General features: G+C 65.0%; 13 protein-coding genes. 8 read left to right on the top strand and 5 right to left on the bottom strand.

Features of this window, described 5'->3' with window-relative positions; all coding sequences use genetic code 11:
• Positions 1-27: 27 nt before the first annotated feature.
• Positions 28-942, bottom strand: a complete 915-nt coding sequence (locus tag ABWW33_RS06120) for a LysR family transcriptional regulator (RefSeq protein ID WP_353400025.1) — start codon at positions 940-942, stop codon at positions 28-30.
• A gap of 93 nt (positions 943-1035) precedes the next feature.
• Between ABWW33_RS06120 and ABWW33_RS06125 the strand changes: the two genes are divergently transcribed.
• The 7 genes from ABWW33_RS06125 to ABWW33_RS06155 all read left to right on the top strand — a co-directional run bounded on the left by ABWW33_RS06125 (position 1036) and on the right by ABWW33_RS06155 (position 11147).
• Entirely contained in the window at positions 1036-1740 is a 705-nt protein-coding gene (locus ABWW33_RS06125) for a histidine phosphatase family protein (RefSeq protein ID WP_176654540.1), read from the top strand.
• Positions 1741-1750: 10 nt separating this feature from the next.
• Positions 1751-2977, top strand: a complete 1227-nt coding sequence (locus tag ABWW33_RS06130) for an acyl-CoA dehydrogenase family protein (RefSeq protein ID WP_353400028.1) — start codon at positions 1751-1753, stop codon at positions 2975-2977.
• A gap of 31 nt (positions 2978-3008) precedes the next feature.
• On the top strand, positions 3009-4082 hold the full coding sequence (locus ABWW33_RS06135; RefSeq protein WP_176654538.1) for a LacI family DNA-binding transcriptional regulator: 1074 nt from the start codon (positions 3009-3011) through the stop codon (positions 4080-4082).
• 278 nt (positions 4083-4360) lie between these two features.
• Positions 4361-6823 (top strand): TonB-dependent receptor, encoded by a 2463-nt coding sequence (locus ABWW33_RS06140; RefSeq protein WP_353400031.1) that lies wholly within the window; start codon positions 4361-4363, stop codon positions 6821-6823.
• Between the two features lie 106 nt (positions 6824-6929).
• On the top strand, positions 6930-9302 hold the full coding sequence (locus ABWW33_RS06145) for a DNA polymerase II (protein WP_353400034.1): 2373 nt from the start codon (positions 6930-6932) through the stop codon (positions 9300-9302).
• 49 nt (positions 9303-9351) lie between these two features.
• Positions 9352-10326, top strand: a complete 975-nt coding sequence (locus ABWW33_RS06150; protein WP_176654535.1) for a sensor domain-containing diguanylate cyclase — start codon at positions 9352-9354, stop codon at positions 10324-10326.
• Between the two features lie 8 nt (positions 10327-10334).
• Entirely contained in the window at positions 10335-11147 is an 813-nt protein-coding gene (locus tag ABWW33_RS06155; RefSeq protein ID WP_176654534.1) for an isocitrate lyase/PEP mutase family protein, read from the top strand.
• A 20-nt stretch (positions 11148-11167) separates the two neighbouring features.
• Here the strand turns inward: ABWW33_RS06155 and ABWW33_RS06160 are convergent, their stop codons facing one another.
• Positions 11168-11380, bottom strand: a complete 213-nt coding sequence (locus ABWW33_RS06160; RefSeq protein ID WP_353400038.1) for a DUF2783 domain-containing protein — start codon at positions 11378-11380, stop codon at positions 11168-11170.
• Positions 11377-12591 carry an MFS transporter gene (locus tag ABWW33_RS06165; RefSeq protein ID WP_353400041.1) on the bottom strand — a complete coding sequence of 405 codons (1215 nt, stop codon included), beginning with the start codon at positions 12589-12591 and terminating at the stop codon, positions 11377-11379. The genes ABWW33_RS06160 and ABWW33_RS06165 overlap by 4 nt, the downstream gene beginning before the upstream one ends.
• Positions 12592-12692: 101 nt before the next feature.
• Here ABWW33_RS06165 and ABWW33_RS06170 point away from each other — a divergent pair, with 101 nt between their 5' ends.
• On the top strand, positions 12693-13601 hold the full coding sequence (locus tag ABWW33_RS06170) for a LysR family transcriptional regulator (protein ID WP_353400044.1): 909 nt from the start codon (positions 12693-12695) through the stop codon (positions 13599-13601).
• Positions 13602-13612: 11 nt separating this feature from the next.
• Here the strand turns inward: ABWW33_RS06170 and ABWW33_RS06175 are convergent, their stop codons facing one another.
• A complete protein-coding gene (locus tag ABWW33_RS06175) occupies positions 13613-14029 on the bottom strand; it encodes a DoxX family protein (RefSeq protein ID WP_353400046.1) in 417 nt (138 codons plus the stop codon).
• A 23-nt stretch (positions 14030-14052) separates the two neighbouring features.
• Positions 14053-14874 (bottom strand): pirin family protein, encoded by an 822-nt coding sequence (locus tag ABWW33_RS06180; RefSeq protein ID WP_353400049.1) that lies wholly within the window; start codon positions 14872-14874, stop codon positions 14053-14055.
• Positions 14875-14899 lie beyond the last annotated feature (25 nt).

Below are 14899 nucleotides of genomic sequence, written 5' to 3' on the forward strand. Positions count from 1 at the left end.
CGCGGCCTGAAGATAGGCTATTTGCCATCAGTCCACCGCTCGCATGGCCTCGATGATCTGCTCGCGCAGCCACAGGCCGGCGGGATCGGTGTCGATGTTGGCGTGCCAGTAGAGGTAGATGTCGAGCGACGGCATCTGCAGCGGGAAGGGCAGGATCTGGTTGCCGAACTGCTGGTTGACCACGCGCGCCAGCCGCTCCGGCATCGTCAGCGCCAGGTCGGTCTGGCTGACCACTCGGCAGGCCGCGAAGTAGTGCTGGCAGCGCAGCCGCACGCGGCGCTGCAATCCCAGCCGGCTCAGTTCAAAATCCTCCAGCCCCGGTCCGCGCCGGCGCGAACTGGTCTGGATGTGTTCCAGCGCCAGGTAGCCGTCGAGATCCATTCCCTGCCCATCCTGCACCAGCGGATGGCCCCGCCGCACCAGCACCACCGTCTGGTCGGCCGCCAGCAAGGTGCGGCGGATCTCGTTCGACAGCGGCAGCATGACGTCGATGGCGGCGTCCAGCGTGCCGGCCGCCAGTTCGCTTTCCAGTTCGCGGCGCCCGACCTGCAGCGTGTTCAGGCCCACCGTCGGCGCATCCTGCGCCATGCGCGCCATCAGCGGCGGCAGCACGCTCGCTTCCAGCACGTCGCGCAGCGCCAGCGAGAAGCTGCGCCCGCTGGTGGCGGCGTCGAAACGCTCGGCGCCGTTCAGCGTCACTTCGAAGCCGCGCAGCGACTGCCGCACCGGATCGATGATGGAGCGCGCCAGCGGCGTCGGCACCATCACGTGGCCCTGGCGCTCGAACAGCGGATCGTCGAACAGCTGGCGCAAGCGGTTCAGCGCATGGCTGATGGCCGGCTGCGTCAGATTCATCTTCAAACTGGCGCGCGTGATGCTGCCTTCGGCGTAGATAGCCTCGAAGACGATGAACAGGTTGAGGTCCACCTTGGATATATGCATGATATTTATCGGGCTAAATTAAAACTATTCATTTGATGAATTATAGGCCGGGCGGTAAGCTGGGGGCTGTTTTGATCTGACGGCGGAAGCGAAATGGGACAAATTTATCTGGTGCGCCACGGGCAGGCCTCGTTCGGCAGCGCCAATTACGATCAGCTGTCGACGCTGGGCTACGAGCAGGCGCGCCTGCTGGGGCAGTGGTATGCCAACGGCCGCCAGTCGTTCCAGCGCGTGGTGGTCGGCGGCATGGCGCGCCACCGCCAGACCGCCGATACCTGCCTGGCCGAGTTGCCGAAGCCGCAGCTGGCCGATACCGAATGGATTACCGACGAAGGCTTCGCCGAATTCGACCATCACCAGGTGCTGCTGCGCCATTGCCCGGAATTCGGCGACGCCGTCGCTTTCAAGGAGATGATGGCGCGCCATGTGGAGCCACAGCGCGCGCTCGAGCATCTGTTCCGCGCCGCCATGCAGCGCTGGATGAGCGGCTGGCATGACAGCGACTACGGCGAAACCTGGCCGGAATTCCGCCGCCGCTGCGTGGCCGCGCTGGAGCGCCTCGACACCGGCAGCCGCGGCCAGTCGACCATCGTGTTCACCTCCGGCGGCGTGATCTCCACGCTGATGCAACACCTGCTGGGATTGCAGGACTACCAGGTGATGGAGATGACCTGGACGCTGGCCAATTGCGCCGTCACCAAACTGCTGCAGCGCCCCGGCCAGATCACGCTCAGTTACCTGAACAACTACGCGCACCTCGAATGGTTGGGACAACCCGGCGCCGTCACGTACCGCTAAGGAGCACTTCATGGATTTCGACTACAGCCCGAAAGTAAAGCAACTCCAGACCAGGCTGACCGCCTTCATGGAGCAGCACATCTACCCGAACGAGGCGCGCTTCCACGCCGAGATCGACGCCAACCGCGCCGCCGGCAATGCCTGGATACCGACCAGGGTGATGGAAGAGTTGAAGCTGAAGGCGCGCGAGGCTGGCCTGTGGAACCTGTTCCTGCCCGACTCCCAGCATGGCGCCGGCCTGACCAACCTGGAATATGCGCCGCTGTGCGAGATCATGGGCCGCGCGGTGTGGGCGCCGGAAGTGTTCAACTGCTCGGCGCCGGATACCGGCAACATGGAAGTGCTGACCCGCTACGGCACCGAGGCGCAGCAGCGCGAATGGCTGGAGCCCTTGCTGGACGGCCGCATCCGCTCCTGCTTCGGCATGACCGAGCCGGACGTGGCGTCGTCGGACGCGACCAACATCGCCAGCTCCATCGTGCTCGACGGCGACGAATACGTGATCAACGGCCGCAAATGGTGGTCGTCCGGCGGCAACGACCCGCGCTGCAAGATCTTCATCTTCATGGGCAAGAGCGATCCGGACAATCCGAACCGCCACCTGCAGCAGTCGATGATACTGGTCCCGCGCGACACGCCCGGCGTCAACGTGCTGCGCCACCTGCCGGTGTTCGGCTTCGACGACGCGCCGCACGGCCACGCCGAAATCGTCTTCGACAACGTGCGCGTGCCGGCTTCCAACCTGCTGCTGGGCGAGGGCCGCGGCTTCGAGATCGCCCAGGGCCGTCTGGGGCCTGGCCGCATTCACCACTGCATGCGCCTGATCGGCCTGGCCGAGCGCGCGCTGGAGCAGATGTGCAGGCGCAGCCTGGGCCGCGTCGCCTTCGGCAAGCCGGTGGCGGAGCAGGGCGTGACGCTGGAGCGCATCGCCGAAGCGCGCATCATGATCGACCAGGCGCGCCTGCTGGTGCTGAACGCCGCCCACATGATGGACACCGTCGGCAACAAGGTGGCGGCCAAGGAGATCGCCATGATCAAGGTGGCGGCGCCGGCGATGGCCTGCAAGGTGATCGACTGGGCGATCCAGGTGCAGGGCGGCGGCGGCATGGCCGATCCCTTCCTGGCCTCGGCCTATGCGGGCGCGCGTTCGCTGCGGCTGGCCGACGGTCCGGACGAGGTGCACCGCAGCCAGATCGGCAAGATGGAACTGGCGCGCTATAAAACTAAAGCACACTAGTCAACTGATGTTGCGGTGTTAGAATCATTTCATGGATGATACTGATACCAACAACCCCAATCCTCTGGAACCGCCGCTGGCGCGCCGCAGCCGCCGCAAGAGCGGCGGCACCACGCTGCGCGATGTCGCCAAGCTGGCCGGCGTGGCGCCGATCACTGCATCGCGCGCGCTCAACACGCCGAACGCGGTGTCCGAGGCCATCCTGCTGCGGGTCCGGCAGGCGGTCGAGCAGACCGGCTACGTGCCCAATATGCTGGCCGGCGGCCTGGCCTCGCGCAAGAGCCGGCTGGTGGCGGCGGTGATCCCCACCATCTCCGGCAACGTGTTCCTGGAGATGGTGCAGTCGCTGACGTCGGCGCTGGCAGGATACGGCTACCAGCTGATGCTGGGCCAGTCCGGCTACGAGGATTCGCGCGAGGACGAACTGCTGGAAACCATCATCGGCCGCCGGCCGGACGGCGTGGTGCTGACCGGTATCATGCGCTCGCCGCAGGGCCGCCAGCGCCTGCTGACCTCCGGCATCCCGGTGGTGGAAACCTGGGACCTGACGCCCAATCCCATCGACATGCTGATCGGCTTTTCCCACGAAAAAGTGGGCGAGGCCGTGGCGCGCTACCTGTATGGACGGGGCCGCCGCCGGGTCGCCACGCTGAGCGCCAACGACCAGCGCGCCATGCGCCGCATGAAAGCCTTTTCCGACACCGCTGTCGCGCTCGGCATGGCTATGCCGGGCGAAACCACGGTGCCGGGCTGGGTGGTGTCGGCGCCGACCAACGTCGGCATGGGCCGCGCCGGCCTGCGCGAGCTGCTGGCCCGCCATCCGGACGTCGACGCGCTGTTCTGCAGCTCGGACATGGTGGCGTTGGGCGTGCTGACCGAGGCGCAGGCGATGGGCATCGCCGTGCCGGGCCAGTTGGCCGTGGTCGGCCTGGGTGACCTGAGTTTTTCGCGCGACCTGCATCCGGCGCTGACCACGGTGCGCATCGACGGCGCCCGGATCGGCAGCACTGCGGCACGCTTCATCTTCGAGCGCTCGGAGGAGCGCGTGGTGCAGGATTCCATCCTCGACATCGGCTTTTCCATCATGGAGCGCGAGAGCGCCTGAGCGCCCGCCGCCGTCTCCGAAGCCCGCTCCCTGAGTTGGTTTTTTTCTATGATCTGTTGCATCCCGTCGTCATTTTCAAACCGAATGGCGGTCATTCCCAAAAGTGATTGACGTACAAAATGGAATGCATTAACCTAAGTCATCGTACAACTGGTACCGGTACCAATAAACGGTTACCTAACTTCCAGCCGCATCACCGTAAAGCAGCTGCACCTCAGTTTTTATCTGTTAATTAGGGGACAATAGTGTTTAACAACAACTACAAGCAACAATCGACCATGAAACCCATCAAGATGACGCCGATGGCGTCCGCGTTGGCACTGGCGCTGTTTGCTATGACCGCGCAAGCGCAGGACCAGGCCACCGCCAAGCCGGGCGAGCTGGAAACCGTGGTGGTGACCGCCAACAAACGCGTCGAAAAACTGGAAAGCGTTCCAATGGCGATTTCGGTCATGAGCGAGCAGGAAATCCAGCGCACCAACATCCGCGAAATCGAAGACGTGGTCAACATGATGCCGTCGCTGACCATCAGTTCCGGCACCACGGCCGCCAATAACGCCATCTTCATGCGCGGCATCGGTACCGTCTCGGTCGGCATCGGCGTCGAATCCGACGTGGCCGTCATCATCGACGACATCCCCATCGCCACCCAGTTCCAGGCCTTCAAGGACTTGGCCGACGTATCGCGCATCGAGGTGCTGAAGGGCCCGCAGAGCACGCTGTTCGGCAAGTCGGCCGTGGCCGGCGCGATCAACATCGTCACCAAGCCGCTGTCGGGCCCGATGACCTACCGCGGCAGCGCCTACCTGACCAACGACAATGAATGGCGCCTGAACGCGTCGATGGGCGGCCGCATCAACGACCAATTCGCCATGCGCATCGCCGCCAGCAACACCCGCCTGGCCGGCACCTTCCACAACCTGACCGACGGCCGCGACGTCAACGGCTCGGGCGGCAAGACCTTCCTGGCCAAGCTGCAGTGGACGCCGCTCGACAACCTGTCGGTCGACCTGACGCCGCACTACAACTATTCGGAAAACACCAAGGGCGTGACCGCCATCAACGGCTTCTTCCTGAAGGGCGTGCCGGTCGGCCTGGACGGCGCCTACTTCAACGGCAACGCGCTGCTGCCGGCCACCAAGGTACTGGCGGGCATCAACGTCAACGATCCGAACAACCGCAACGTGCGCCGCGACTTCCCGACCGGCCTGGTCTCCAGCGACCGCGGCACCGGCCTGAAAGTGTCGTACACGCTGCCGAACGACGCCACGCTGATGTCGATCAGCTCGGTGGACCAGTACCTGGCCAACGACTTCCGCGACCAGGACTTCACCGACGTGCCGACCATCGCCGAAGCCGGCAAGACCGCCCTGACGCAAGGCAACAACCAGTTCGGCACCTACGACATCCGCACCAAGACGCAGGAGATCCGCTACGTTTCGCCGGACAAGGGCAACTTCAAGTACGTGGCCGGCCTGTGGGCGGCGCATAACGAAATCTACCGCCACTTCATCCGCGGCTACTGCGTGGCGCCGACCAATTGCAGCGGCACCTCGCCGTCCAGCCCGACCAACTACTACACCGACATCTACAACACCAACAAGGCGGTGTTCGGCCAGGCGTCGTGGGAGTTCGTGCCGACCTGGACCCTGGAAGCGGGCCTGCGCGACAACCTGGAAACCTCGGGCTTCCACTATGCGCGCAACTACTACACCAACCAGGTCGACCGCGCCAGCTTCGTGCCGGGCGCCGTGGGCGTGGACCAGTTCCAGAGCACCGGCAACGCCGACCGCGCCTACACCGGCAAGGTCAGCCTGCAGAAGCAAGTCACGCCTGAGCTGATGGTCTACGTGATGGGCGCCACCGGTTACAAGGGCAAGGCCTACGACGTGACCTCCGGCCTGAAGGCGGCGGCGGCATTCCCTGTGCGTCCGGAGACCAGCCAGACCTTCGAGATCGGTACCAAGGCCAACCTGTTCAACAACCGCATGTCGGTTGCCGCGACGGTGTACAACTCGGAATTCTTCAACTACCAGCAAAACGTCACCTACGTGCTGCCGAACGATCCGACCATCTACAGCCAGCTCAATTCGATCCCGCGCATCCGCACCCACGGCTTCGAAGTCGACAGCCATCTGCTGGTGGCCAAGGACCTGACCTTCAACGCGGCGCTGGCGTTCACGCTGCCGACCATCGAGAAGTGGGCCAACGGTCCGTGCTACGCCGACGCCACCAACGTCGCCGTCGGCACCACCAAGCTGGCCGCCAACGGTTCGATCGCCGGCCAGAATACGGCCTGCTTCCCGATCGCTCCCGGCTCGACCACCGGTGTGCAAAACCTGGACAACAGCGTGTTCCCGGGTACGCCGAAGATCAAGCTGAACATCGGCGCCAACTACGAGTTCCTGGTTCCGAGCATGCCGTTCAAGGGCTTCATCAACTTCAACACGCGCTACCAGAACGACTACCAGACCAACATCAACAACGATCCGCGTTCGGTCAACGCCGGCTACAGCATCACCGACCTGGGCTTCGGCATCAAGGAGCCGGCGGGCCGCTACCAGTTGAGCTTCCGCGTCAACAACCTGTTCGACCGCTTCTACATTCCTAACGCGAATGCCAGCGGCCCGTCGTTCCGCGAAGGCCCGACCTCGACCTCGCCGTCGCTCACGGTCAACAGCTGGGTGCCGCCGCGCGACGTGTTCCGCTTCTTCAGCGTCAAGCTGGACGTGCGTTACTAAGCATCAGCCAGGCTTTAGCCGTACCTGAAATCGCATGCCGCAGTCCCGGGCATGCGATTTTTTTTGAGGATGGGCGGCCTGTATGCGCATACAGTATAATTCTGGCATGACGCACGCACCCCAACAAGGATTCATCCTGACCCGCCACTGGCGCGACACCGCCCAGGGGACGGAGCTCGAATTCTGGCTGGCGACCGACGACGGCCCGAAGAAAATCCGCCTGACCGCGCAAACCTCGGTGGCCTTTGCCGAGGCCGGGCAGCGTGACGCCATCGCCGCCCTGATCGACGCCAACGCCGGCATCGAACTGCGCGAGCTGGAGCTCAAGACGTTTGAGCAGCAACCGGTGATCGGCGTCTACTCCTCGCGCTACAAGCAGCTGACGGCGCTCGAGCGCACCTTGCGCGAGCACGGCATCAAGATGTACGAGGCCGACATCCGCCCGCCCGAGCGCTATCTGATGGAGCGCTTCATCACCGCCGGCGTGCAGATCGAAGGCGGCCGCCCGGAAGGCGCGCATTCCATCCACAACTGCAAGCTCAAGCCCGCCCCGGATTACCGGCCCAGGCTGAAAATGGTGTCGCTGGATATCGAGACCAGCGCCTACGAGGACTTGTATTCGATCGCGCTGGAAGGCTGCGGCCAGCGGCAGGTCTACATGCTGGGCGAGCCGCAGCAGTCGTCGCAGCAGATCGATTTCGATCTCGAATACTGTGCCACGCCGCGCCAGCTGATCGAAAAGCTCAACGCCTGGATCGCCAGCCACGACCCCGACGTGCTGGTCGGCTGGAACGTGGTGCAGTTCGATTTGCGCGTGCTGCAGAAAAACGCCGACAAGCACAAGATCCCGCTGACGCTGGGGCGCGAAGGCAAGACCATCGAATGGCGCGAGCATCCAGGCAAACAAGGCTATATGTTCGCGCCGGTGGTCGGCCGCATCGTGCTGGACGGCATCGACGCGCTGAAGGCGGCGTCGTGGATGTTCCCGTCCTTCAGCCTGGAAAACGTGTCGCAGGCGATGCTGGGCGAGGGCAAGGACATCGGCGACGTCTACGACAAGATGGCGGAGATTGAGCGCCGCTTCCACGAGGACAAGCCGGCGCTGGCCCACTACAACCTGAAGGACTGCGAGCTGGTCACGCGCATCTTCGACAAGGCCAACCTGCTGGCCTTCATGATCGAGCGCGCCACCGTGACCGGGCTGCAGGCCGACCACCTGGGCGGCTCGATCGCCGCCTTCGGCCACCACTACCTGCCGCGCATGCATCGCGAAGGCTATGTCGCGCCGAATGTCGGCGACATCTCGGGCGGCGCCTCGCCCGGCGGCTTCGTCATGGACTCCAAGCCGGGCCTGTACGATTCGGTGGTGGTGCTCGACTACAAGAGCCTGTACCCGTCCATCATCCGCACCTTCCTGGTCGATCCGGTCGGGCTGATCGAGGGCGAGCACGCCGACAATCCGGCCGCCGTGGTGGAGGGCGTCAACGGCACCGTGTTCTCGCGCACCCGGCACTGCCTGCCCGAGATCACCACGCAAATCTGGAAGCAGCGCGACGCCGCCAAGCGTGCCAAAAACGAGCCGCTGTCGCAGGCCCTGAAGCTGCTGATGAATTCCTTCTGCGGCGTGCTGGGCGCGACCGAGTGCCGCTTCTTCAATCCGCGCCTGGTGTCCTCGGTCACGCTGCGCGGCCACCAGATGATGAAGCAGACCCGCGAGCTGGTGGAGGCGGAAGGCTACGACGTCATCTACGGCGACACCGATTCGATCTTCATCTGGCTGAAGAAGGAGTACGAGAACGGCGAGGCGCTGGCGATAGGGCAGGGACTGGCCGACAAGATCAACACCTGGTGGCGCACCATGCTGAAGCAAAAGCACGGCCTGGAATGCCACCTCGAGATCGAGTTCGACACGCACTATCAGAAATTCTTCATGCCGACCATACGCGGCACCGAGATGGGCAGCAAGAAGCGCTACGCCGGCCTGACCATCAACGGCAAGGGCGAAGAGGAAGTGATCTACCGCGGCCTCGAGGTGGCGCGCAGCGACTGGACGCCGCTGGCGCAGCAGTTCCAGCAGGGGCTGTTCAAGCGCATCTTCAAGGATGAGCCTTACCAGGACTTCGTGCGCGAATATGCGCAAAAGACGCTGTCCGGCGACTACGACGAGCTGCTGGTGTATCGTAAGCGCCTGCGCCAGCGGCTCGATGAATACAAGGTCAACGTGCCGCCACAAGTGCGTGCCGCGCGCCTGGCCGACGAGTACAATCAAGCGCAGCACCGGCCGTTGCGCTACCAGAATGGCGGCTGGATCAGCTACGTGATGACGACCGGCGGCCCCGAGCCGCTGGAGGTCATGCGCTCGAACATCGACTACGAACACTATTTGACCAAGCAGCTGCAGCCGATCGCCGATTCGATCCTGCTGCCGATGCACGACAGTTTTACCAGCCTGACGACGGCGCAAGCCAGCCTTTTTTGACAGCTTATCTTCTGACCGCTTATTTCACGTACAGCCCGGAGGGAACATCATGTCAGCACCGCAGATGCCTGCCAATGAAACCCAGCGTATCCATGTCCTGCATTCGCTGGGCTTGCTTCACAGCGCGCCGGACGAGCGCTTCGACCGGCTCACGCGGCTGGCCAAGCGCCTGTTCAACGTCCCGGTGGCCAAGGTCACGCTGGTCGACACGGACGCCGTGTATGCCTTGTCCTGCGCCGGCCAGTCCTCGGCGCCGGTGCCGCGCGAACTGTCGTTCTGTTCCCACACCATCGTCAATGACGGCATGCTGGTGGTGCCGGACACGCGGACCGACCCGCGCTTTTGCGACAATCCCTACGTGACTTCCGCGCCCTATATCCGTTTTTACGCCGGCTATCCGCTGGCGGTGCCGGGCGGGTCGCGGCTGGGGGCCTTGTGCCTGGTGGACTTCGACCCGCGCAACTTCGGCGACGAAGACGTGGCGCTGCTGCGCGACCTGGCCACGATGGTGGAGCAGGAAGTGGCGGCCGTGCAGATGGCGACCGTCGACGAACTGACGCTGCTGCTGAACCGGCGCGGCTTCGAGGCGTCGGCGCCGCAGGCGCTGCAGCTGTGCACGCGCATGAGCAAGCCGGCGTCGCTGCTGTTCTTCGACCTGAACCACTTCAAGCAAATCAACGACACCTTCGGCCACGCCGAGGGCGACCGGGCGCTGAAGGTGTTCGCAGAAACGCTGCGCAAGGTCCTGCGCAGCAGCGACCTGCCGGCGCGCTTGGGCGGCGACGAATTCGTCGCGCTGCTGATCGACTCCAACCGCGACGAAACGGCGCTGGTGGTCGAGCGCCTGCGCACCGCGATCAACGAACGCAACGAGGTGGACCGGCGCGGCTACGACATCCGCTTCAGCGTCGGCCAGGTAGAACTGCCGCCCGATGCGCGCGGCGCCATCGCCGACCTGCTGGCGCGGGGCGACGCCGAGATGTACAAGAACAAGCAAGCGACAAGAACCACCACCAACCATTAGGAGATGACATGAATCCAAGCTTTACCGCATTTGAAAAACTGCACGACGGCAGCAAGCTGCTACACCTGCCCAACGCCTGGGACGCCGGCAGCGCGCGCCTGTTCGAGAGCCTGGGCGCACCGGCCATCGCCACCACCAGCGCCGGCGTGGCCTGGGCCGCCGGCTACGCCGACGGCGACAACATGCCGGCCGATGTCGCCCTCGGCGTGGCCGCCAACATCGCGCGCGTGCTGACGGTGCCGTTGACGGTGGACCTGGAAAACGGCTACTCGGAAGATCCGGAAGTGGTCGCCCGTCATGCGCTGCGGCTGATCGAGGCCGGCGTCGCCGGCATCAACCTGGAGGACGGCAACGGCACGCCGCAGGCGCTGGCCGCCAAGGTCGCCGCCATCAAGAAGCTGGCATCGCAGTCTGGCCAGGATATCTTCATCAACACCCGCACCGATGTGTATCTGAAAGGCCTGGCGCCGGAAGGGGAGCGCGTTGCCGAGGTGCTGAAGCGCGCCGCCATCTACAAGGCCGCCGGGGCCAACAGCCTGTTCGTGCCGGGCATCTGCAAGGTCGCCGACATCAAGGCCGTGGTGGCGGGCGCCGGCCTGCCGGTGAACGTGATGGACTGGCCGGGTGTGCCGTCGGCGGACGAATTGCACAAGCTGGGCGTGCGCCGTCTGAGCGCGGGCTCCGGCATCCCGCAGGCACTGTGGGCCGTCGCCGCCGAGATGGCCAAGGGTTTCCTGGCCACCGGCAGCGCCGGCCCGCTGATCGACAAGGCGATGCCTTACGGCGATCTGCAGGCCTTGTTCGTCAAGCCGGCGAAGTAGGGGCCTGGTGGCGCAAAGCCTCAGTGCGCTTCCGTCATTTCAGCGTGAACACGCGCCAGCGCGAATGCCTGGCGCAGCACGGCCATGTCGCCTATATGGCTCGACAGCAGCAGGATCAGCTGGGCGTTCAGTATCTTGCTCTGGTCGTCGCTGAGGTTCTGATGGCTGTCGGTCAGCATGTCGTAGAAGGCGTCGTAGTCGTCCAGGTTCTGGCCGAGAGTGGTGATGTTCATGCCTTGCTCCCCGAAGGAGTGCCGAACCGGTGGATGGCCGCCGCGGCCAGTCCGAGCGCGATGCCCAGCGCGACGATGCCGTGCCAGCCGAAGCGCGTCATCAGCCAGCCGCTGGCGATGACGCCTAGCGCGCCGCCGGAAAACGTCGCGGTCATATACAGGCTGTTGATGCGTCCCTGCGCCTTGGGATCGACCGCGAAGGCGCGCGTCTGGTTCGACACCAGGCCGGACTGCACGCCGATGTCGAGCACGATGACGCCGATCACCAGCAGGGCCAGCGACGTATCCGCCCCGGCCAGCAGCACGTAAGCCAGCGTGACGATGCCGATGCTGGCGCCGATGACGCTGCGCGATCCCAGCCGGTCGGCGGCGCGGCCGCCGAATGAGGCTGCCAACGCGCCGGCCGCGCCGATGATGCCGAAGCCGCCGGCCCAGGCGCTGCCGAGGTGCCAGGGGCCATTCGCCAGCAGCGCCGCCAGGTTGACCCAGAAAGCGTTGAAGCACGCCCACAGCAGCGCCTGCACCATCATCGATTCGCGTATCGGACGATGGTCGCGCGCCAGCGGCCACAGCGAGGCAAGCAGGCGGCCGTAGGACAGGTCGGTGCTTGGCACGCCGCGCGGCAACAGCAGCGCGGCGGCGATCCAGACCGGGACCATGAACGCCGCTTCCAGCCCGTAGACGGCGCGCCAGCCGTAGGCCGCACCCACCGCGCCGCTGATCGTGCGGCCCAGCAGGATGCCGACCATGATGCCGCTGACCACCGTGCCGACCGAACGCCCGCGCTCGGCGGGCAGCGACATGACGGCGGCGAAGGGCACCAGTTGCTGCGGCACGCAGCTGACCATGCCCAGCCCAAACGACGCCGCGACCAGCGACCAGATGCCCGGCGAGACCGCCGCCGCGACACCGAAGCCGCAAGCAACCGCAATCTGGCCCAGCACGAGCTTGCGCCGGTCGAAGCGGTCGCCCAGCGGCAGCAGCAGCGCCAGCCCGGTGGCGAAGCCCAGCAGCGCCGCGCCGGCGACCAGATCGACCGTCGCCAGGTCGACGCCCAGGCTGGCCCTGATCAGCGGCAGGATCGGCTGCGTGCAATAGACGTTGGTGATCACCGCGCCGGCGATGACCGCCATCATGACGATCTTGCCGCGCGACGCCATCGCGGGAGTCTCCGGACTGGCGGAGGGGATAGACTGGGACTGGCTGCTCATGACGCTTTCCTTTCAATGTATGGCCGCAGCTTACGTGCTTGCATACACAAAGAGAATCCCATAAGATCGGGAATCATCCTTCCATAATTTGATAGAGTCAGATGAGCCGTCTTGAATCCATGTCTGTCCTGGTCGCCGTCGTTGACGCGGGCAGTCTGTCTGCCGCGGCGCGTAGCCTCGGCATGCCGCTGGCGACGGTCAGCCGCAAGGTGGCGGAACTGGAATCCCATTTGAAGACGCGTTTGCTTCACCGCACGACGCGGCAGCTGTCGCTGACGGAAGCCGGCGCCTCCTATGTGGCCGCGTGCCGGCGCATACTCGAGGAAATCGGCGAGGCCGAGCGCGCCGCGACGGGGGAATATGCCGTGCCCAAAGGCGAGCTGGTGGTCACGGCGCCCGTGGTGTTCGGACGTCTGCACGTGGTGCCGGTGGTGGCGGAGTTTCTCGCGCAGTATCCGGAGATCGACGTCAATCTGGTGCTGACGGACCGTGTGGTGCATCTGATGGACGAAGCGGCCGACGTCGCGGTCCGCATCGGCGAACTGCCCGACAGCACCTTCGTCGCGACGGGTGTGGGCGCGGTGCGCCGGGTTGTCTGCGCCAGCCCGGCCTATCTGGCGGCGCATGGCGTGCCGGCCAAGCCGCGCGACCTTGCCGGCCATGAGTGCATCACCTTCGAAGTGCTCGCATCCAAGCGCGCCTGGGTGTTCGGGGCGGGCAAGTCGGAGTTGGCTGTGCCCGTGCATTCGCGGCTTGCCGTCAATACGGCGGAGGCGGCGATCGCGGCGTCGATGCTGGGCGTCGGACTGGTGCGCGTGCTGTCCTATCAGGTGGCGGACGCCCTGCGCGACGGTGCGCTGCGCGTTGTGCTTGACGGGTTCGAGTCGGCGCCGTTACCCATCAATCTGGTGCACAAAGGACAGGCGCCGCTGCCATTGAAATTGCGCGCCTTCCTGGATTTCGTCGCGCCGCGCCTGCGCAGCCGCGCGCAGCTTTTCACGGCTGCGTGAGCTTGCCTGGCTTAGGCCAGTTTGCGGCCGGTGCTGGCGACGCCGCGGTTGTCGATGCTGTAGGCGCCGGCGCCGAAGGCCACCACTTGCAGCAGGCCGCCTGCCATCGCGAAGTTTTTCAGCAGGTGGATCATCTGGTTCTGATCGCCGATCGCGTGGTGGAAGGCCAGGCCGGTGACGATGGAGAAGCCGGCCAGCACGGCGGCCACCAGGCGGGTTTTGTAGCCGACTGCCAGCAGCAGGCCACCGCCCAGTTCCACGGCGATGGCGATGGCCAGACCCAGCGTGGCGAACGGCAGGCCGGACGATTCGATGTAGCCTATCGTTGCCGCCGGCGCCATCAGCTTGCCGAAGCCGCTGAGCACGAAGATGGTGGCCAGCAGGATACGGCCGATAACCGGGATGACGGTGGTGTTGGTGGTGTTCATGGCATTTCCTTTCAATGGATGGATTAAATTAAATTTGCTGAGCGCAGTTGCTTGCCGATGCGCTGAATTTCGTTTTCGCCCTGCGCCAGCGCGGCTACGCTGGTGTGTACCGAGTAATAGCCTGTGACCAGATCGTAGGGATGCTTGACTGCCGATCCGAGCACGAATTCCGTCGCGCCTTCCGCGACGAAGCTTATCGCCGCCTCGCCCTCTTCAAACACCGCCACTTCGCGGCCGATCACTGTGCCGGCGGCATGCAGCGCGCCGTTGCCGACCGATACCCAGGCCACGTCATGGCCGGCGGGTGGCGTGTAGGTCCAGCGCTGGCCGTCTTCCAGCTTCACGTGCAGGTAGTTGATCGAAGCGCGCGGCTTGATCGGGCTGACTGCATCGCCGTAGCGGCCGATGATCACGCGCACCGGGCCGTCTTGCGGTACCTGTGCCGCCGCCAGGTACTGGCTGTGCGACGGACCGTTTTCATCCTCGGCCGGCAGGGCCAGCCACAGCTGGAACCCATGCACGCCCTGGCCTTCGACCGGGCCGCCGTCGTGCCAGACGCCGTTGCCCGCCGCCATCCACTCGACGCCGCCTGTCTGCAGCACGCCTTCGCTGCCGGTGGTTTCGCTGTACTCGATGGCGCCGTCCATGATGACGGTGACCGTGGCGATACCCGAATGCGGATGCATGCCCATCTTGCCGCCGCGGCCGGCCTCCATCTGGAAGCGGTCGAGGAAGACGAAAGGCTTGATCAGCTGGCCGACGTCGCCGGGGCTGACCAGCCGGGTGATGCCGCCGCGCCGGTTGCCGGCGGTGCGGTGGGCCAGTTGTCGTTGTCCTTGGTTCATTGCTTGCTCCTTGTTTGTCAGTGCA

The sequence above is a fragment of the Duganella hordei genome, from assembly GCF_040369125.1.
GTDB lineage: Bacteria > Pseudomonadota > Gammaproteobacteria > Burkholderiales > Burkholderiaceae_D > Rugamonas > Rugamonas hordei.

Coding starts and splice junctions, on each gene's coding strand:
- ABWW33_RS06120 (WP_353400025.1), bottom strand. CDS start 942: ATGCATATATCCAAGGTGGACCTCAACCTGTTCATCGTCTTCGAGGCT.
- ABWW33_RS06125 (WP_176654540.1), top strand. CDS start 1,036: ATGGGACAAATTTATCTGGTGCGCCACGGGCAGGCCTCGTTCGGCAGC.
- ABWW33_RS06130 (WP_353400028.1), top strand. CDS start 1,751: ATGGATTTCGACTACAGCCCGAAAGTAAAGCAACTCCAGACCAGGCTG.
- ABWW33_RS06135 (WP_176654538.1), top strand. CDS start 3,009: ATGGATGATACTGATACCAACAACCCCAATCCTCTGGAACCGCCGCTG.
- ABWW33_RS06140 (WP_353400031.1), top strand. CDS start 4,361: ATGAAACCCATCAAGATGACGCCGATGGCGTCCGCGTTGGCACTGGCG.
- ABWW33_RS06145 (WP_353400034.1), top strand. CDS start 6,930: ATGACGCACGCACCCCAACAAGGATTCATCCTGACCCGCCACTGGCGC.
- ABWW33_RS06150 (WP_176654535.1), top strand. CDS start 9,352: ATGTCAGCACCGCAGATGCCTGCCAATGAAACCCAGCGTATCCATGTC.
- ABWW33_RS06155 (WP_176654534.1), top strand. CDS start 10,335: ATGAATCCAAGCTTTACCGCATTTGAAAAACTGCACGACGGCAGCAAG.
- ABWW33_RS06160 (WP_353400038.1), bottom strand. CDS start 11,380: ATGAACATCACCACTCTCGGCCAGAACCTGGACGACTACGACGCCTTC.
- ABWW33_RS06165 (WP_353400041.1), bottom strand. CDS start 12,591: ATGAGCAGCCAGTCCCAGTCTATCCCCTCCGCCAGTCCGGAGACTCCC.
- ABWW33_RS06170 (WP_353400044.1), top strand. CDS start 12,693: ATGAGCCGTCTTGAATCCATGTCTGTCCTGGTCGCCGTCGTTGACGCG.
- ABWW33_RS06175 (WP_353400046.1), bottom strand. CDS start 14,029: ATGAACACCACCAACACCACCGTCATCCCGGTTATCGGCCGTATCCTG.
- ABWW33_RS06180 (WP_353400049.1), bottom strand. CDS start 14,874: ATGAACCAAGGACAACGACAACTGGCCCACCGCACCGCCGGCAACCGG.